Here is a 17,091-nt window from a genome sequence, read left to right as displayed (position 1 = left end):
AGGGAGAGAGAATTCATGAGTCTGAATCCAAGAGATGCAGTCATCGTCGACTTCGGTCGCACCCCGATGGGGCGCTCCAAGGGCGGCATGCACCGTAATACCCGTGCTGAAACCATGTCCGCACTCCTGATCGACGGCGTGCTGGCGCGCAACCCGAAGGTTGACCCGGCCGAAGTCGAGGACGTGATCTGGGGCTGCGTGAACCAGACCCTCGAGCAGGGCTGGAACATTGCTCGCATGGCATCGTTGATGACGCGCATTCCGCACACCAGCGCCGGCCAGACCGTGAGCCGCCTCTGCGGCTCGTCCATGAGCGCCCTGCACACCGCCGTGCAGGCCATCCAGACCAACAACGGTGACGTGTTCGTCATCGGCGGTGTGGAGCACATGGGCCACGTCAGCATGATGCACGGCGTGGATCCGAACCCGCAGTTGTCGCTGCATGCTGCCAAGGCATCCGGCATGATGGGCCTCACCGCCGAAATGCTGGGCAAGATGCATGGCATCACCCGTGAGCAGCAGGACGCCTTCGGTGAGCGTTCACACCGTCTGGCGCACAAGGCCACGCTGGAAGGCAACTTCAAGGATGAAATCATCCCGATGGAAGGCTACGACGAGGACGGTTTCCTCAAGGTCTTCGATTACGACGAAACCATCCGTCCGGACACGACGCTGGAAAGCCTGGCTGCCCTGAAGCCTGCGTTCAACCCGAAGGGCGGCACCGTGACTGCGGGTACTTCCTCGCAGATCACTGACGGCGCTTCCTGCATGATCGTCATGTCCGCACAGCGTGCCAAGGATCTCGGCATCCAGCCGCTGGCCGTGGTTCGCGCTATGGCGCTGGCCGGTGTCGACCCGGCAATCATGGGTTACGGCCCGGTGCCTTCGACCCAGAAAGTGCTCAAGCGCGCCGGTCTGACCATGGACGACATCAGCCACGTCGAGCTGAACGAAGCCTTTGCTGCGCAGGCCCTGCCGGTGCTCAAGGACCTCAAGCTGCTCGACAAGATGGAAGAGAAGGTCAACCTGCACGGCGGCGCCATCGCCCTGGGTCACCCGTTCGGCTGCTCCGGTGCGCGTATCTCCGGCACCCTGCTGAACGTGATGAAGCAGAACAACGGTACGCTCGGTGTCGCCACCATGTGTATCGGTCTGGGCCAGGGGATCAGTACGGTCTTCGAACGCGTCTAACAGACAGATGCAAATGACTGCGCTAGGCTGACAGCCATTCCGCTAGCTTGCGGGGATGATTGTCAGTCGGTGCATGGAAGCCGGGGCCTGGTGCCCCGGTTTTTCTTTTTTGTCTTTGCGTGGAGGTTGGTATGCAGGTGGAGCCAGGGCGTTATCGCCATTACAAGGGCCCTGAATATCGCGTATTCGCCGTAGCGCGGCACTCCGAGACGGAAGAGCCGGTGGTCTTCTATCAAGCGTTGTACGGGGAGCGTGGGCTCTGGGTGCGCCCTTTGTCGATGTTCACCGAAACGGTGGAGGTCAACGGTGAAACGGTGCCGCGGTTCGCGTTGATCGAGGCCGAGGCGAGCGTTTTCGAGGGGTGAGATGGCACACGGCTATCGGCCTCGCGCTTGACCTCACGTCCATCACCACTATATATAGCGGTGCTTTTTAAGCAGAGCGAAAACCTCGGCGTCTGGTTTATGGCATCGAACCACCGCTCTGATTCGCACCATACGGGGCCCGGCAGGATCATGGTTTTGCCAGGTTGCCCGTTCGCAAGACGCGGACTGATGTTCGCTGATGCTTTGCCGTCTAGCGCCGGTCGGGCATTCAAACTGCCGGAGGCGCTGCCTCTGTTCACCTTTCGATTCAGGAACTCTCCTCTCCATGGGTAAATCGCTGGTCATCGTGGAATCACCGGCCAAGGCCAAGACAATCAACAAGTATTTGGGCAACCAGTACGTGGTGAAGTCGAGTATCGGCCACATCCGCGACCTTCCCACCAGCGGCTCTGCCAACAAGGAGCCGGTCAAGCGCGGCAAGGCTGCAGCGGCCGAAACGCCAGCGCTGTCGCCGAAGGAGAAGGCCAAGCGTCAGCTCATCACGCGTATGGGCGTCGACCCCGAACATGGCTGGAAAGCCAAGTACGAGATCCTGCCGGGCAAGGAAAAGGTGATCGAGGAACTGCGTCGTCTGGCCAAGGAAGCCGACACCATCTATCTCGCGACCGACTTGGATAGAGAGGGGGAGGCCATCGCTTGGCACCTACGCGAGTCCATTGGCGGTGACGACAGCCGCTACAAGCGGGTGGTGTTCAACGAGATCACCAAGAAAGCGATCCAGGAAGCCTTTTCCAAACCCGGCGATCTGGATATCAACCGGGTCAACGCGCAGCAGGCGCGTCGCTTCCTCGACCGTGTGGTCGGCTACATGGTGTCGCCGCTGCTCTGGCAGAAAATCGCCCGCGGGCTCTCCGCTGGCCGGGTGCAATCGGTCGCGGTGAAGCTGGTGGTCGAACGTGAGCGCGAGATTCGTGCTTTCGTTCCTGAAGAATATTGGGAAGTGCATGCGGACCTGGCGAGTGCGCAGCAGGCCAAAGTGCGTTTCGAGGTCGCCCGCGAGAATGGTGAGGCCTTCAAGCCGCTGAACGAAGCGCAGGCTACTGCGGCGCTCGAAAAGCTCAAGGGCGCTCAGTACAGCGTCAGCAAGCGCGAGGACAAGCCGACCAGCAGCAAGCCGTCCGCTCCCTTCATCACTTCGACCCTGCAGCAGGCGGCGAGCAATCGCCTCGGCTTCGGCGTGAAGAAGACCATGATGATGGCTCAGCGCTTATACGAAGCCGGTTACATAACGTACATGCGTACCGACTCGACCAATCTCTCGGCCGACGCGGTCGCTATGGTGCGTGGGTTCATCGAGAGCGAGTTTGGCGACAAGTACCTGCCGGAGAAGCCGAACGTCTATTCGAGCAAGGAGGGCGCTCAGGAGGCGCACGAGGCGATTCGCCCGTCCGACGTCAACCTGCGCCCCACTCAGCTGTCGGGCATGGAGCGTGACGCCGAGCGTCTGTACGAGCTGATCTGGCGTCAGTTCGTGGCGTGCCAGATGCCGCCGGCGCAGTACCTGTCCACCAGCGTGACCGTCGCTGCCGGCAATTTCGAACTGCGTGCCAAGGGCCGCATTCTCAAGTTCGATGGCTATACCAAGGTCATGCCGCAGCAGAGCAAGGCCGGCGAGGACGACGTGCTGCCGGAGATGAACAAGGGCGACGACATGAAGCTGCTCAAGCTCGATCCGAGCCAGCATTTCACCAAGCCGCCGGCGCGCTTTTCCGAAGCCAGTCTGGTCAAGGAAATGGAGAAGCGCGGTATTGGCCGGCCGTCCACCTACGCCGCGATCATCTCTACCATTCAGGATCGCGGTTACGTCTCGCTGCACAACCGCCGTTTCTACTCGGAGAAGATGGGCGACATCGTCACCGAGCGTCTGTCAGAGAGTTTCAACAACCTGATGGACTACGGCTTTACCGCCGGCATGGAAGAGAACCTGGACGACGTCGCTCAGGGCGAGCGCGACTGGAAGCACGTGCTGGACGAGTTCTACGGTGATTTCCGCAAGAAGCTCGAAGTCGCTGAAGCCAGCGAGAACGGCATGCGCGCTAACCAGCCGACGCTCACCGATATTCCGTGCAAGGTCTGCGGTCGTCCGATGATGATCCGCACCGCCTCGACCGGCGTGTTCCTCGGTTGCTCCGGCTACAGCCTGCCACCGAAAGAGCGTTGTAAGTCCACGGTCAACCTGGTTCCAGGCGACGAGATTGCTGCTGATGACGAGGGCGAGTCCGAGTCCCTCGTGCTGCTGGGCAAGCACCGCTGCCCGATCTGCAGCACTGCAATGGATGCTTACCTGCTCGACGAGACGCAGAAGCTGCATATCTGCGGTAACAACCCCGACTGCTCCGGTTACGAGATCGAGAAAGGGCAGTACCGCATCAAGGGCTACGAAGGTCCGAGTCTGGAATGCGACAAGTGCGGCAGCGAAATGCAGCTCAAGACTGGCCGTTTCGGCAAGTTCTTCGGATGCACCAATGCTGAATGCAAGAACACTCGCAAGCTGCTGAAGAACGGCGAAGCGGCACCGCCGAAGATGGATGCGGTGAAGATGCCGGAGCTCAAGTGCGAGAAGGTGGATGACACCTACGTGCTACGTGATGGCGCTTCCGGGTTGTTCCTGGCCGCCAGTCAGTTCCCGAAGAATCGCGAAACCCGCGCTCCACTGGTGCGTGAGCTGATCCCGCACAAGGACGAGATCGATCCCAAGTACCACTTCCTGCTCGACGCACCGCAGAAGGATCCGGAAGGCCGCTTTGCAGTCATCCGCTTCAGCCGCAAGACCAAGGAGCAGTACGTGCAGACCGAAGTGGACGGCAAGCCGACCGGCTGGAAGGCGCTCTACGACGGCGGCAAGTGGAAGGTCGAAGACAAGCGTTGACCTCGTCCCGGTCAGCTGCATTGACTGGCCGGGTAGAGCACTCCTGAGATCGGCTGACGGTTCGTCAGCCGATCTGGTGCGGCAACCTGTGAAGGTCCATTCTCTGTTCATCTTCTTTCGGAGAGCATGCCATGGCTCACGAGCTCTATACGCGCACCAACCAGAAGATCTTCTTCGCCGGCCTGTCACTGGAAAGCTGGCGCAAAGCCGAAGAGTCCGCCTCTATGCATTCCCAAGGGTTGATCCAGGCTGAGCGCGAGGCCTGCCTGTTTCACCTTCACGGCGCATTGCTTGGACTTTGCCATGAAATTGCTGGCTACTATCGTTCGCCAGGCGCGGACGCGCCGGCGGTCGAGGCGTTTCTGACCCGTAGCGTGCTGGAATCGGCGCCGAGTCCGGAGCTCGCTGAGCTGCTGGAATTGTCGGAGCAGCCGAGCACCTGGCTCGGGCAGTTGCTGATGGCCTACAAACAGCTGTTCCAGCCGCCACGCGCGCCAGCGAAGGCGAAGACCGATCCGCGCCAGCCGCTGATCGAGGCAGTCAGCGTCGAGGATGAAACGCCGCCGCTGTCGCGTGCCGAGCTGGAAGCCTGGCGACAGAACCTAAAGGGCCTGGCGTTACGCTTTCGCGAGTCGCTTACCGAGTGGTGACAGCTTCGCACTGCGGCATCAGCCGCGGTGCTTGATGGTCAGTACCATGGCGATCCCGCCGAGAATCGCCGCGCCGGACAGCAGCAGCGTCGCAGTAAGGGCTTCGCCTAGTAGCACGGCCCCGGCAATGGCCGTTAGCAGTGGAACGCTGAGCTGCACGCTCGCCGCCTGTATTGCCGCAAGGCCGGGCAGCGCTGCGTACCAGATGGCGTAGCCGATGCCAGAAGTCAGTGCCCCGGAAAGCAGTGCGTATATCACCCCCGGCGCATCCCATTGCTGCTGGCCCAGCAGCAGCAGGCAGAGCACTGCGGCGAATGGGACTGCTTTGATGAAGTTACCTGCGGTTGCTGCCAAGGGGTTGCTCGCGCCCCGTCCGCGTAGCGAGTAGACGCCCCAGGCTATACCGGACAGCAGCATGAGCAATGCTCCCTCCAATGCCGGCGCGCTGCTTCCCGGCAGCAGTAAGATCAGCAACCCGCTCAGCGCAAGCAGCAAACCAGCAATCTGCCCACCGCTGAAGCGCTCGCCGCGCAGCAAGCCCCAGGCAAGCATGCTCAACTGCACCGCGCCGAACAGCAGCAGGGCGCCGGCTCCGGCGTCTAGATCGATATAGGCGAAGGAAAAGCTTGCCGCATAGACGAACAGGGCCAAGGCACTGAACCAGTCGCCGCCTGCAGAGGGGCGGGCCTGGCTTATGCGCAACAGCAGCCAGAGCATGAGCGCTCCGGCCAGAATACGCAGGCCCGTGAAGCTGGCTGGGTCGATAGCGGTGTCTCGCAAGGCAATACGGCACAAAACCGAATTGCCTGCGAATGCCAACATGGCTAGAGCGGTTAGTAGCAATGTGCGGGTGGTCATGCGCAATCCTTATCGCGGCACCAGCGGGCGCGCTTTTTTCAGCGCATGCTACGTGTCGGTTGGATTAGGCGCATCGTTTTCTTGCCCAGTCTGTTCTCGCCGTCTGGAACCTGCGCGACTGTCGTTACCGTGCGTCGCAGCCGCAAATCTTGCTGGGGTAGGCAGAGGCTGCCCTGACGCCGGTCGGCTGGTACAATGGCCGCCTTTCACGCGGAGCTGATCCATGCCTACATCTTTTCTGGAAATCGTCGAGCTACCGGACGGGCGCATCGTGCTCCGTCGTGCCGAGGACGAACAGGTGTTGGTCACGCTGGATTTCTCTGACGATGCCAAGGTGTTCCTGCAGGGTCAGCATGTCGAAATCGCCAAGGCGATGTTCAATGTCGGCGTTCAGATGGCCGGGCGCATGTCGGAAGGTGAGTTTGAGCGTGATGATGACGAGCCGCGCGTTCTGCACTGAACGGGTCGGCGTTAGAGCACTGTAGCTTCAGAATTCCATTCTCGATTTGGCAGCACTTCCCTGTGCTGTTGCGCTCAAAATCCCAGACGAATATTTAGGCTCTGAGCTTCGCCCAGGCTGGCGGAAGCGCGCAGCCTGCCGCGCGTTTTGCCGTCGAGCTGACTGAACCAGCTGATGACCGTGTGGCTGCAGCCCGAGGCCAGTGCCTTGCAGGCGAGGTCAAGCGCACCCTTTGCGTCCCGCGGCTGCAGCAGAATGATGCGTTCGCGATTCAGGCCGCATTTACGCAGCCAGCTCTGCGAAAGGAACGCGGGAGGGGCGATCAGCGTAAGCCAGCGGCTGTCGGTTGCGTCACCGAGTTCACGCAAGATAGGTGCGAGCAGCAGGTGGCAATGTTCGCTGCTACCGCTCAGGCTCAATTCGCTTAAATGTTCCTTTTCCTGCTCGGTTTTGCTGCGTGGTTTCAAACTGCCGAACGGCGCAAGGCTTTGCGCGATGACGCCGTCGAACAATGATAGTTGGGGCCGGGAAGTGCTGGTCTGGTACTGCATGAACCTTCTCCTTAGCGGCGTATGACGCCGACACTCAAGCCTTCAATCACTAATTCCTGCTGTTCGAGGTCGACCTCGATGGGCGCGAACTCGGGGTTTTCAGCCAGCAGCCAAACCTTCTTGCCGTCACGCTTGAAGCGCTTCACCGTCACTTCGTCACCGACGCGGGCAACCACGATCTGGCCGTTGCGCACCTCGCGGGTGGTGTGTACGGCCAGCAGGTCACCGTCGAAAATGCCGACGTCCTTCATGCTCATACCGTGTACGCGCAACAGATAATCGGCGCGCGGATGGAAAAAGGCGGGGCTGATCTGGCAGGATTCCTCGACATGCTGCTGCGCCAGGATCGGTGCGCCCGCGGCGACACGGCCGATGATTGGCAGGCCGTTCTCGGGAGCGGCGGGTTCGAAGTCCGGAATACGTATCCCGCGCGACGCGCCGGGCGTCATCTCGATAGCGCCTTTGCGGGCAAGTGCCTTGAGATGCTCTTCGGCGGCGTTGGGTGATTTGAAGCCGAGCTCCTGAGCGATCTCCGCGCGGGTGGGCGGATAACCGTTGTCTTCCAGGCAACGCTTGATGAACGCGAGGATTTCCGTCTGGCGAGGCGTCAGCTTGATCATGTCGGTCTCTGTTCTTTTATACAGTGACTGGGATTATATACAGTGATCCAGCCTTGGCAACGAATGATTCGGCGTGGAGGGCGGCGACGTTCCGCCTGCGGCATACCGCGTCTGCGACAATGACGCTAGTGCGGCAAGGCGTTTCGTGGTTGACTTGCCGGTCGGTGAAACGTAAGTTTCAAACAGTTGTTTGTCTTTCGGAGGGGGCATGGCGCAGTCGGAAACAGTTGAGCGCATTCTTGATGCAGCGGAACAGCTGTTCGCGGAAAAGGGCTTCGCCGAAACCTCGCTTCGTCTGATCACCAGCAAGGCTGGGGTCAACCTGGCTGCGGTGAATTACCACTTCGGTTCGAAGAAGGCGCTCATACAGGCAGTTTTCTCGCGCTTTCTCGGGCCGTTCTGCGCAAGCCTGGAGCGCGAACTGGATCGCCGTGAGGCGCTGACCGACGAGAAGGACACGCTCGAAGAGCTGTTGGAGATACTTGTCGAGCAGGCCTTGGCCGTTAAGCCGCGCAGCGGTGACGACCTGTCCATCTTCATGCGCCTGTTGGGTCTTTCCTTCAGTCAGAGCCAGGGCCACCTGCGGCGTTATCTGGAAGATATGTACGGCAAGGTGTTTCGTCGCTACATGCTCAAGGTCCACGACGCAGCGCCGGCTATTCCGCCCATCGAACTGTTCTGGCGGGTGCACTTCATGCTTGGTGCGGCGGCGTTCAGCATGTCGGGTATCAAAGCGCTGCGCGCGATTTCCGAAAACGACTTCGGTGTGCGGACCTCGATCGAACAGGTCATGCGCATGATGGTGCCGTTTCTCGCGGCCGGCATGCGTGCCGACAGCGGCATCGACGACAGGACACTGGCTGCGGCGCAACCGATCGCGCGGCGCAACGCGGTGGCTATCCCGGCGAAGGCTTGAGCTACAAGCCTGCCGAGTGATCGGCTAAGCTAGCCGCCCATGGCATTTCTCGATTTTCTGCATATCTCCATCGCCGATCAGCAGCTCTACGGCTTCGCCGAGGGGCAGCTGCGTCTGCGTTTTCCCGTGTCTACGGCACGCAATGGTGTGGGCGAGCTGAACGGTTCCGGTTGCACGCCGCGCGGCCTGCACCAGGTGCGGGCGCGCATAGGTGATGGCTTGCCTCAAGGTGCGGTGTTGCGTGGGCGACGCTGGACCGGCGAAGTTTGGTCCCCTGAGCTCCATGGGAGTTTCCCTGGTCGTGACTGGATCTTGAGCCGCATTCTCTGGCTCAGCGGTTGCGAGCCGGGAGCCAACCGGCAAGGGAAGGTCGATACGTTCCGGCGTTACATCTACATTCACGGCACTCCGGATTGCGAGCCGATGGGTGTGCCGCTTTCTCACGGTTGCGTTCGTATGCGCAACGCCGATCTGCTTCAGCTCTTTCCATGGGTGCCGCCTCACTGTGCGGTGCGCATCGACGAGGCGCCCTGTCCGGAATGGGCCGCCGCTGAACTCGAATAAGGATTCCTTCTGCATATGCACGGTTCACTGATGCTGGACATTGCCGGTACCTGGTTGACTGCCGAGGATCGGCAGCTGCTGCGCCAACCCGAAGTCGGTGGGCTCATTCTGTTTGCCCGCAATATTGATCACCCGCGCCAGGTCGATGAGCTGTGCCGCTCGATTCGCGCTGTGCGGCCGGATCTGCTCTTGGCGGTGGATCAGGAAGGCGGCCGTGTACAACGACTGCGCCAGGGATTCGTAAAGTTGCCCGCGATGCGTGAACTGGCGCGCTGCGCCGATGCACCGCGTCTTGCCGAAGCCTGTGGCTGGGTGATGGCTACTGAAGTGCTCGCTGTGGGCCTGGATTTCAGCTTCGCGCCGGTTCTCGATCTAGATCACCAGCGTAGCGCGGTGGTCGGAGCGCGTGCCTTCGAAGGTGATCCGCACGCCGCGGTAGTGCTCATCGATGCCTTTATCCGTGGGATGCATACCGCGGGCATGGCCGCAACCGGCAAGCACTTCCCCGGTCATGGCTGGGCCGAGGCGGATTCTCATGTTGCCATTCCCGTTGATGAGCGAAGTCTTGAGGAACTGCGCAGCTGTGATCTGATTCCCTTTCAGGCGCTGAGCGGCACGCTCGATGCGATCATGCCGGCGCATGTGATCTATCCTCAGGTCGACGATCAGCCTGCCGGTTTTTCGCGACGCTGGTTGCAGGACATCCTGCGCACCGAGCTCGGCTTCAAGGGTGTGATCTTCAGTGACGACTTGTCGATGGCGGGTGCGCATGTCGTCGGCGATGCAGCCGACCGCATCCAGGCCGCGATGGCAGCGGGCTGTGACATGGGGCTGGTGTGCAACGACCGAGCCGCTGCAGAGTTGGCATTGGCTGCGCTACAGCGTCTGCAGGTAACCCCTTCGCCCATGCTCGCAGGCATGCGCGGCCGCACTTGCAGCGCAGCCGAGTACAAGCAGAACCCTCGTTGGCTGGACGCCATTGGCGCGCTGAAGGCTGCCGATCTGATCGACTGACTTTTCTTCTCTCAAGGAATACCCATGACTGTCCACGCGATCATTGGCGGTACCGGTCTGACTCAGCTGACGGGCTTCAAGCTGCACCGTGCCCAGCTGATCGATACGCCTTATGGGCGTCCCTCCAGCGAAATCCTGCGCGGCGAGTATGGTGAGCAGGAAGTGCTGTTTCTCGCCAGGCATGGCCATCCGCACCGTATTGCGCCGCATCAGGTGAACTATCGGGCCAACCTCTGGGCATTGAAGCAAGCGGGTGCCGAGGCGATTCTCGCGGTCAACGCTGTGGGCGGCATCCATTCGGCCATGGGTTCCGGCCATTTCTGCGTACCCCATCAGATCATCGACTACAGCTACGGGCGCGAACACACCTTCTTCGAAGGCGATATCGACCACGTGACCCACATCGACTTCAGCTATCCCTATGACGACGCACTGCGCGAGCGCCTGATCGGTGCCTTGGCCGCCGAGGGTTATGCGTTCAGCAGTCATGGGGTGTATGGCTGCACGCAGGGTCCGCGGCTGGAAACCGCAGCGGAGATTGTCCGTATGGAGCGCGACGGCTGCGATATCGTCGGTATGACCGGTATGCCTGAAGCTGCGCTGGCGCGTGAGCTCGACCTGCCTTATGCCTGTCTGGCGCTGGTGGTTAATCCGGCGGCTGGTAAAACGAGTGGAGTGATCACCATGGCGGAAATCGAAGCGGCGCTGGCGGCGGGTATCGGTCAGGCGCGGCAGGTACTTGCCAGGGTGCTCGCTAAGTGAGCGTCGTTGCTCGGGCACGATGGTAGCGGTGCGCTTGTCTGAAATGTCGTTGTCATATTGCGGCCTGAGACTGGTATTTTTGCGGCGGACCCCCATTGCGGCAAGCAAGCTGCTTGCTACACTTGGCCGTCCTTTGGAGTACCGGAATGTTTTGCCAGGCACGCACAATAAAAATACTTAGAACGGTCGTGTTGCTCAGCCTGCTTGGCGGCATGGCCGGATGTTCGACCTGGTTCTCGGGGGATTTCAAGGATCCCGAGGTCGAACTCACCAAGGTCGATATCGTCAAGGCGAGACTGCTGGAACAGCAGTTCATGCTGCGTTTTCGCATAGACAACCCCAATGATCGCAGCCTGCCGGTCCGTGGATTGATCTACACGGTTCATCTCAACGACATTGAACTCGCCAGCGGTGAATCCAGCGGTTGGCTGACCGTCCCGGCCAATAGCTTCGAATATTACGAAGTGCCTGTTCACACCAATCTGTGGCGACACATGAAGTACATCGTGCGGTTGTTGGAAAAGCCGGACCGTCCGATCAGCTACCGACTGACCGGTGAGCTCAAGACCGGCCTGATGCTCGGTCGACGCGTGCACATTTCGAACAATGGCGAGATAATCCCGGGCAACTTTATTCCGGAGTAGTACCCAGATGAGTCAAGAACCCCACGTGCATGGTCCTGACTGCAACCACGATCACGATCACAGCCATGACCATCATCACGTCCACGGGCCGCATTGCAATCACAGCCATGAGCCTGTGCGCAATCCGCTGAAGGACGTTGGCCGCAACGACCCTTGCCCATGTGGCAGCCAGCAAAAGTACAAGAAATGCCACGGCGCCTGAACCTGTCATGAGCCTGTTTCTCGGTCTGCTTCTCGCCGCCGCGCTTTTGATCGCTGCGCTGGGCGGTTATGCGTTCTATCTCTGGCGTCGCATCTGGCGTAACGAGCGGCTGCAGGTCGAAGCGCGAGCCAAGCAACAGACAGCGCTGGCCGAGGATCTGCGGATACTCGCCAGTTGCCTGTTGGACGGGCAGCTGCCTCTCATCGAGGGCGCGATCCGTATCAAGGTGCTGCTCGACAACTATGACATGGCGCTGGGGCAGCATCCCCGTTGCCAAGTGTTCCAGCAGCTCTTCGAAGCGACCGAGCAAGTGCCTACCCACGCTGCCTGGAAGGCGCTGGACAAGCATGAGCGGCGTCGACACGAGGCGCAGTTCAGCGCTCTGGAACTGCAACACAAGGCCGAAGCACGGCGTTCGGCCCGTTGGCTGCTCGATGAAGCTCTGCCAAAATCGCGCGACGCGGCCTGATCGATCGATCTTCTTCGCTGCACACCCTCTAAGCTGTTAGCACTCTTTCCTCTTGCAAGCTCGCACAGGAGTTTTCGATGTCTCTGCGTCTGCCGTTCGTTTTGGTTCGTCTGACGCTGGGGGCCGCGCTTGGTCTGGCCGGCCTCGGCGGTTGCCAGGCTTATCTCGATAACCGCTACAGCGCCAGTCTGCCACCGGCTCAGGGCATCCAACCGCTGACCGGGCTGGCGGGCAGTGCGAGCATTCGGCGCAATTCGCTGGGTATGCCGGTGATCGAAACCTCATCGTTTCACGATGCGCTGTTCGCAATGGGCTACGTGCATGCAACCGATCGTCTGAGCCAGATGGTCAGCCTGCGGTTGATGGCACAGGGGCGATTAGCGGAAATGGTTGGTCCCGGCGTTCTGGAAACCGACCGCTTCATGCGGGCGGTCAATTTGCGCCAGAGTGCCGAGATGCTCTATCGCGAATCCTCGCCGCGGATGAAGAAATTCTTCGAGGTCTACGCCCGCGGCGTGAATGCCTATCTGTATCGCCATAGCGACAAGTTGCCGATGGATCTAGCCGAGTCCGGCTACAAGCCCGAATACTGGAAACCCGAAGATTCGGTGCTGGTGTTCTGCCTGCTGAGCTTCGGTTTGTCGCAGAACCTGCAGGAAGAAGTGGCGGCCTTGCTGCTGGCGCAGAAGGTGGGTAGCGACAAGCTGGGCTGGCTGCTGCCGATCTATCCGGACGAGGCATTACCATTTGCCGAAGCCGATAAACTCAAAGGGCTCGCTCTGAGCGGTTCAGTGCCAGGGCTGGCGGCGATCGAGCAGGCCGCGCAACACTTGGCGGCATTGACCCCGACTGGCATGGCGGCATCGAACAACTGGGCGATTGCCGGTAGCAACGCGCGTAGCGGCAAGCCGATCTTGGCCAACGACACGCATTTGCCGCTGTCGATGCCCTCGTATTGGAATTTCATGCAGATACGCGCGCCGAAATTCCAGGCGGCTGGCGTGACCATTGCCGGCGTGCCGGCGGTGGTGGCTGGTTTCAATGGCAAGCTCGGCTGGGGTATGACCATGGTCATGGGTGACAGCCAGGATCTGTATCTCGAGCAGGTGCGCCGTGAAGGCGGGCGGCTCATGTATCTGGCCGACGGCAAGTGGCTGCAGGCTCGCGAGCGTCACGAAACCTATTTCGTCAAAGGCGAGCGGCCGATTCGCGAAACCATTTACGAGACCCGCAACGGACCGCTGCTAAATACGGCGCTGGGCGAGCGCAAGCACCCTTTGCAGCCGCTACAGCTCAGCAGTGGCTATGGCCTTGCGCTGAAGAACACGCAGCTGGAGGCCGATCGCACACTGGATGCATTCTTCGACCTGTCCCGCGCGCAGTCGGTCGATCAGGCCTTCGAGGCGTCTCGCGAGATTCGCGCGACGGCGCTGAATCTGGTTTTTGCCGATCAGCAGGGCATCGGCTGGCAGGTCACCGGACGGTTCCCAAATCGGCGCGAGGGGCTGGGGCTGGTACCGTCGCCGGGCTGGGATAACCGCTATGAGTGGGACGGCTACGCCGACCCGATGCTGCATCCCTATGATCAGGACCCCGCGCAGGGCTGGCTCGGCACTGCCAATCAGCGCAGCGTGCCGCGCGGCTACGGGATGCAGCTATCCAGTTCCTGGTATGGCCCCGAACGTTACGAGCGGCTCGCAGAGCTGGCTGGGCGGGGCAAGCACGACACACGCAGCACCATCGCGATGCAATACGACCAGGTTACGCCTTTCGCCGCCAAACTCAGGATGATGTTTGAAGCGCCCGGCATGGCTGGCCCGTTGCGCCAGGCGATCGATGCGCTGCCGGCTGGCGAGCGGAGCAAAGCGCGTGAAGCACTGGATCGGCTGATGGCCTTCGACGGCAAGCTGGCTGCTGACTCGGCCAATGCTGCGCTGTACGGTGCGTTCCTGCATGAAAGCGCGCGGCAGATCTTCCTCGACGAACTCGGGCCGGAAGACACGCCGGCCTGGCGCGCACTGGTGCAGGCCGCCAACACCTCCTATTCCGCTCAGGCTGATCATCTGCTGGGTCGAGAAGACAGCCCGTTCTGGAATGATCAGCGCACCGCGCAGGTCGAGGACAAGCCGGCGATTCTGGCACGCAGCCTCGCCGCTGCCGTGGGCCTGCTGGAAAGCCGTCTGGGTAACGAGCGCAGCGCGTGGCAGTGGGGCAAGCTTCACACCGCCAACTGGACATCCGGAGCGACGCAGCTGGCGCCACATATGCCGGCCAGCCAGCGCAGCAAGATCAACGCCATCGGCAGCTACCTCGACCGCGGCCCGTATGCCATGGGCGGCGATCACAGCACGCTGAATGCCTCGGCCTACGGCATGGGGGCGAACTTCGATACCTGGCTGATCCCGGCGATGCGCATCATTGTCGACTTCGGTCGCGACGAGCCGATGATCGGCCTCAATAGTTCTGGGCAGTCCGGCAACCCGGCCAGTCCGCACTATGCCGATGGCATCGATGCATGGATGAAGGCGCAGTACCTGAGCTTCCCGTTCAAAACAGAAAATCTCGACAAGGTCTACGGCAGCCAGCGTCTGTTGCTGACGCCAGCCGGCAAATGAAGGAAGTGCCGCGCCGGCGCTAAGTCGGTTGCGGCGCTGCTGGCGCGACTTCCAGAACGCGGATCATGTCCGGAGCCGGGTAGTGCCAGCGCACGTCTACATCCCAGAACTGCGCGCCATAACGCCGCTCGGGCTCCGGCTTCTGATAAGCCGGGCGCGGGTCTTGCGCCAGGCACTGTTCGATGAGTTCGACCAGGGGCTCGCCCAGGCGCAGTGCTTCGCGGCGGGCTTGCAGCAGCCCCAATTCCGACCATTGCACCTCGATCAACTCTGGCGCGTCGGCGGCCATGTCGTTGCGTGCGTCAGGCAATGCGTCGGCGTAGGGCACGTAGGGTTTGATATCCAGCACCGGCGTGCCGTCCAGCAGGTCAATGCCAGAGATGAACAGGCGATCTGCTTCGATGCGATCCAGCCTGACCACCGACTGTCCAATGCCGTTGGGCCTGTGTGTCGCGCGGGTGGCGAATACCCCAACCATGCGGTTGCCGCCCAGGCGAGGCGGGCGGACCTTTAGGCGCGGTTTGCTTTCCAGCGCCTGGTGGAAGAGAAACAGTAGCCAGACATGGCTGACCTGTTCGAGCCCGGCTACTGCGTCACCACTGTCGAACGGTGGCAGCAGCTCCAGCACGCCGCGTGCGGCCGGTGCCAGGCTGGGTTGGCGCGGGATGGCGAATTTCTCCTTGAAGCAGGAGCGGACGTAACCGATAGGCGAGACGCTGTGATCCATGAAAAGCGGGCCTGAAAGCAGTCGTGCGGCTGCGCATCTTACCCGCTATGGCAGCTCGTTGCGCTTCCCGCAGGCCGGCGCGCAAAGCTGTGCCAGCCTGCCTCTCAGGTGCTACAGCCCGAGCAGGTTGGCCACGTAGTCGGCATCCTTGTCGCCGCGGCCAGAGAGGTTGACGAGAATGTGGCTGTCCTTGCTCAGTGTCGGTGCGGTGCGGATAGCCCAGGCCACGGCATGCGCGCTTTCCAGCGCCGGGATGATGCCTTCGACGCGGGACAGCGTCATGAACGCGTCGAGGCATTCCTGATCGGTTGCGGTCTGGTAATTCACCCGGCCCAGGTCTTTAAGGTAGCTGTGCTGCGGGCCGACGCCTGGGTAGTCGAGGCCGGAGGCAATGGAGTGCACTGCCGATGGATTGCCGTCGGCATCCTCCAGCACATAGCAGGCCATGCCATGCAGTTCGCCGGGTTTGCCCTTGGACAGCGTGGCCGAATGGCGGCCGGGCTTGTCCAGGCTTTCGCCGGCCGGCTCGATCCCCACCAGCTCGACCGCAGCGTCTTCGAGGAAGGCGGTGAACATGCCCATGGCATTGGAGCCGCCACCGACGCAGGCAACCACGTGGTCGGGCAGGCGGCCATGACGGGCGAGGAACTGCTCGCGGGCCTCGGTGCCGATGATCGATTGAAAGTCCCGAACCATCTTCGGAAACGGGTGCGGGCCGACCACCGAGCCGATCGCATAGATGTAGTTGTGCGGGTCCTTCAGGTATTCCTCGAAGGCGCTGTCCACCGCCTCCTTGAGGGTTGCGGCGCCGCGGGTGACGGCGATCAGCTCGCAGCCGAGGATCTTCATCTTGGTGACGTTGGGGTGTTCCTTCTCGATGTCCACCTGGCCCATGTGAATCTCGCAGGGAATACCCACCAGCGCGCAGGCGGTAGCCAAGGCAACGCCATGCTGGCCGGCACCGGTTTCGGCGATCACCTTCTTCTTGCCCATGAACTTGGCCAGCAGGGCCTCGCCCAGGCAGTGGTTGATCTTGTGCGCACCCGTGTGATTCAGGTCTTCGCGCTTGAGATAGATCTGTGCGCCGCCAAGCTGCTCGGAGAGGCGGCGTGCATGGAAGATCGGACTCGGTCGTCCGACGTAATCGGCGAGCAGTGCAGCCAGCTCCTGCTGAAAATCTTCGCGCTGGCGGATTTCTTCGTAGGCCAGGTTGATGTCGTCCATGGCCTGCTTGAGGTGCGGCGGCACCAACTGGCCGCCATAGGGACCGAAGTATCCGTTGGCATCGGGCATGGCAGTGAAGCGAGGGTCGGACGACATGAGTTCATCTCTGGGCGTGAAAAAGGGGGAGGCGCCTGCTGCGCGGCGCTGATCATAAGTCAGGACACCGTTGCTGAAAATGCCGCCGCTGGTGGCAGCGCAAGCCCTCTTGTGAGCAGTCCACACAGACGACCGGAGGGTCGAATCATGGACGCTAGAGCAGCCACGATTTCGTTCCGGTTCGCAAATTAGCCACTTATCGTGTAGGATGCGCGCCGACTTTGCCATTATAGGAGCAGAATTCAACCTTATGTTTTTCGTCGGCATTGCTTG

Annotated in this window: 18 protein-coding genes; 13 read left to right on the top strand and 5 right to left on the bottom strand. The window is 61.2% G+C overall.

Annotated elements, in window-relative coordinates:
- The first annotated feature begins 15 nt into the window (after positions 1-15).
- From fadA to SM130_RS13830, 4 genes are all read left to right on the top strand, one after another.
- Entirely contained in the window at positions 16-1,191 is a 1,176-nt protein-coding gene (gene fadA / locus SM130_RS13845; protein ID WP_102825471.1) for an acetyl-CoA C-acyltransferase FadA, read from the top strand.
- Between the two features lie 131 nt (positions 1,192-1,322).
- Positions 1,323-1,556 (top strand): DUF1653 domain-containing protein, encoded by a 234-nt coding sequence (locus tag SM130_RS13840; RefSeq protein WP_102825472.1) that lies wholly within the window; start codon positions 1,323-1,325, stop codon positions 1,554-1,556.
- A gap of 286 nt (positions 1,557-1,842) precedes the next feature.
- Positions 1,843-4,446 (top strand): type I DNA topoisomerase, encoded by a 2,604-nt coding sequence (topA, locus tag SM130_RS13835; RefSeq protein ID WP_102825473.1) that lies wholly within the window; start codon positions 1,843-1,845, stop codon positions 4,444-4,446.
- Between the two features lie 131 nt (positions 4,447-4,577).
- Positions 4,578-5,096, top strand: a complete 519-nt coding sequence (locus tag SM130_RS13830) for a DUF6586 family protein (protein WP_102825474.1) — start codon at positions 4,578-4,580, stop codon at positions 5,094-5,096.
- An 18-nt stretch (positions 5,097-5,114) separates the two neighbouring features.
- Here SM130_RS13830 and SM130_RS13825 read toward each other — a convergent pair whose 3' ends face one another.
- Entirely contained in the window at positions 5,115-5,954 is an 840-nt protein-coding gene (locus SM130_RS13825) for a DMT family transporter (protein WP_102825475.1), read from the bottom strand.
- Positions 5,955-6,177: 223 nt separating this feature from the next.
- Between SM130_RS13825 and SM130_RS13820 the strand changes: the two genes are divergently transcribed.
- A complete protein-coding gene (locus SM130_RS13820) occupies positions 6,178-6,414 on the top strand; it encodes a hypothetical protein (protein WP_102825476.1) in 237 nt (78 codons plus the stop codon).
- 74 nt (positions 6,415-6,488) lie between these two features.
- On the opposite strand, the gene sulA is transcribed toward SM130_RS13820, so the two are convergent.
- Complete coding sequence (gene sulA / locus SM130_RS13815; RefSeq protein ID WP_102825477.1) at positions 6,489-6,965, bottom strand: SOS-induced cell division inhibitor SulA; 477 nt, start codon at positions 6,963-6,965, stop codon at positions 6,489-6,491.
- Positions 6,966-6,976: 11 nt separating this feature from the next.
- On the bottom strand, positions 6,977-7,585 hold the full coding sequence (gene lexA / locus SM130_RS13810) for a transcriptional repressor LexA (protein ID WP_102825478.1): 609 nt from the start codon (positions 7,583-7,585) through the stop codon (positions 6,977-6,979).
- A 208-nt stretch (positions 7,586-7,793) separates the two neighbouring features.
- Here lexA and SM130_RS13805 point away from each other — a divergent pair, with 208 nt between their 5' ends.
- From SM130_RS13805 to SM130_RS13770, 8 genes are all read left to right on the top strand, one after another.
- Positions 7,794-8,501 carry a TetR/AcrR family transcriptional regulator gene (locus SM130_RS13805; protein WP_102825479.1) on the top strand — a complete coding sequence of 236 codons (708 nt, stop codon included), beginning with the start codon at positions 7,794-7,796 and terminating at the stop codon, positions 8,499-8,501.
- A 39-nt stretch (positions 8,502-8,540) separates the two neighbouring features.
- Entirely contained in the window at positions 8,541-9,065 is a 525-nt protein-coding gene (locus SM130_RS13800; RefSeq protein ID WP_102825480.1) for a L,D-transpeptidase, read from the top strand.
- A gap of 15 nt (positions 9,066-9,080) precedes the next feature.
- A complete protein-coding gene (gene nagZ / locus SM130_RS13795) occupies positions 9,081-10,079 on the top strand; it encodes a beta-N-acetylhexosaminidase (protein ID WP_102825481.1) in 999 nt (332 codons plus the stop codon).
- 24 nt (positions 10,080-10,103) lie between these two features.
- Positions 10,104-10,841, top strand: coding sequence for an S-methyl-5'-thioinosine phosphorylase (locus SM130_RS13790; RefSeq protein ID WP_102825482.1), 738 nt, complete (start codon positions 10,104-10,106; stop codon positions 10,839-10,841).
- Between the two features lie 146 nt (positions 10,842-10,987).
- Positions 10,988-11,485, top strand: coding sequence for an LEA type 2 family protein (locus SM130_RS13785; RefSeq protein ID WP_181019263.1), 498 nt, complete (start codon positions 10,988-10,990; stop codon positions 11,483-11,485).
- A 7-nt stretch (positions 11,486-11,492) separates the two neighbouring features.
- Positions 11,493-11,687, top strand: a complete 195-nt coding sequence (locus SM130_RS13780) for an SEC-C metal-binding domain-containing protein (protein ID WP_102825484.1) — start codon at positions 11,493-11,495, stop codon at positions 11,685-11,687.
- 7 nt (positions 11,688-11,694) lie between these two features.
- Positions 11,695-12,156, top strand: coding sequence for a DUF2489 domain-containing protein (locus SM130_RS13775; RefSeq protein WP_102825485.1), 462 nt, complete (start codon positions 11,695-11,697; stop codon positions 12,154-12,156).
- A gap of 77 nt (positions 12,157-12,233) precedes the next feature.
- On the top strand, positions 12,234-14,771 hold the full coding sequence (locus tag SM130_RS13770; RefSeq protein WP_102825486.1) for a penicillin acylase family protein: 2,538 nt from the start codon (positions 12,234-12,236) through the stop codon (positions 14,769-14,771).
- 19 nt (positions 14,772-14,790) lie between these two features.
- On the opposite strand, the gene tsaA is transcribed toward SM130_RS13770, so the two are convergent.
- The gene (gene tsaA / locus SM130_RS13765; protein WP_102825487.1) at positions 14,791-15,498 is read right to left on the bottom strand and encodes a tRNA (N6-threonylcarbamoyladenosine(37)-N6)-methyltransferase TrmO; all 708 of its coding nucleotides are present in this window, start codon (positions 15,496-15,498) and stop codon (positions 14,791-14,793) included.
- 111 nt (positions 15,499-15,609) lie between these two features.
- A complete protein-coding gene (gene trpB, locus SM130_RS13760; protein WP_102825488.1) occupies positions 15,610-16,818 on the bottom strand; it encodes a tryptophan synthase subunit beta in 1,209 nt (402 codons plus the stop codon).
- Between the last annotated feature and the right edge of the window lie 273 nt (positions 16,819-17,091).

It is taken from the genome of Stutzerimonas stutzeri (genome assembly GCF_038561965.1).
Classification (GTDB): Bacteria; Pseudomonadota; Gammaproteobacteria; order Pseudomonadales; family Pseudomonadaceae; genus Stutzerimonas; species Stutzerimonas stutzeri_AA.
This window is presented reverse-complemented; position numbering and strand designations above follow the sequence as displayed.

What these genes read in the sequence shown, in the direction of transcription:
- fadA (WP_102825471.1), top strand. Translation starts at nt 16, where the DNA reads ATGAGTCTGAATCCAAGAGATGCAGTCATCGTCGACTTCGGTCGCACC.
- SM130_RS13840 (WP_102825472.1), top strand. Translation starts at nt 1,323, where the DNA reads ATGCAGGTGGAGCCAGGGCGTTATCGCCATTACAAGGGCCCTGAATAT.
- topA (WP_102825473.1), top strand. Translation starts at nt 1,843, where the DNA reads ATGGGTAAATCGCTGGTCATCGTGGAATCACCGGCCAAGGCCAAGACA.
- SM130_RS13830 (WP_102825474.1), top strand. Translation starts at nt 4,578, where the DNA reads ATGGCTCACGAGCTCTATACGCGCACCAACCAGAAGATCTTCTTCGCC.
- SM130_RS13825 (WP_102825475.1), bottom strand. Translation starts at nt 5,954, where the DNA reads ATGACCACCCGCACATTGCTACTAACCGCTCTAGCCATGTTGGCATTC.
- SM130_RS13820 (WP_102825476.1), top strand. Translation starts at nt 6,178, where the DNA reads ATGCCTACATCTTTTCTGGAAATCGTCGAGCTACCGGACGGGCGCATC.
- sulA (WP_102825477.1), bottom strand. Translation starts at nt 6,965, where the DNA reads ATGCAGTACCAGACCAGCACTTCCCGGCCCCAACTATCATTGTTCGAC.
- lexA (WP_102825478.1), bottom strand. Translation starts at nt 7,585, where the DNA reads ATGATCAAGCTGACGCCTCGCCAGACGGAAATCCTCGCGTTCATCAAG.
- SM130_RS13805 (WP_102825479.1), top strand. Translation starts at nt 7,794, where the DNA reads ATGGCGCAGTCGGAAACAGTTGAGCGCATTCTTGATGCAGCGGAACAG.
- SM130_RS13800 (WP_102825480.1), top strand. Translation starts at nt 8,541, where the DNA reads ATGGCATTTCTCGATTTTCTGCATATCTCCATCGCCGATCAGCAGCTC.
- nagZ (WP_102825481.1), top strand. Translation starts at nt 9,081, where the DNA reads ATGCACGGTTCACTGATGCTGGACATTGCCGGTACCTGGTTGACTGCC.
- SM130_RS13790 (WP_102825482.1), top strand. Translation starts at nt 10,104, where the DNA reads ATGACTGTCCACGCGATCATTGGCGGTACCGGTCTGACTCAGCTGACG.
- SM130_RS13785 (WP_181019263.1), top strand. Translation starts at nt 10,988, where the DNA reads ATGTTTTGCCAGGCACGCACAATAAAAATACTTAGAACGGTCGTGTTG.
- SM130_RS13780 (WP_102825484.1), top strand. Translation starts at nt 11,493, where the DNA reads ATGAGTCAAGAACCCCACGTGCATGGTCCTGACTGCAACCACGATCAC.
- SM130_RS13775 (WP_102825485.1), top strand. Translation starts at nt 11,695, where the DNA reads ATGAGCCTGTTTCTCGGTCTGCTTCTCGCCGCCGCGCTTTTGATCGCT.
- SM130_RS13770 (WP_102825486.1), top strand. Translation starts at nt 12,234, where the DNA reads ATGTCTCTGCGTCTGCCGTTCGTTTTGGTTCGTCTGACGCTGGGGGCC.
- tsaA (WP_102825487.1), bottom strand. Translation starts at nt 15,498, where the DNA reads ATGGATCACAGCGTCTCGCCTATCGGTTACGTCCGCTCCTGCTTCAAG.
- trpB (WP_102825488.1), bottom strand. Translation starts at nt 16,818, where the DNA reads ATGTCGTCCGACCCTCGCTTCACTGCCATGCCCGATGCCAACGGATAC.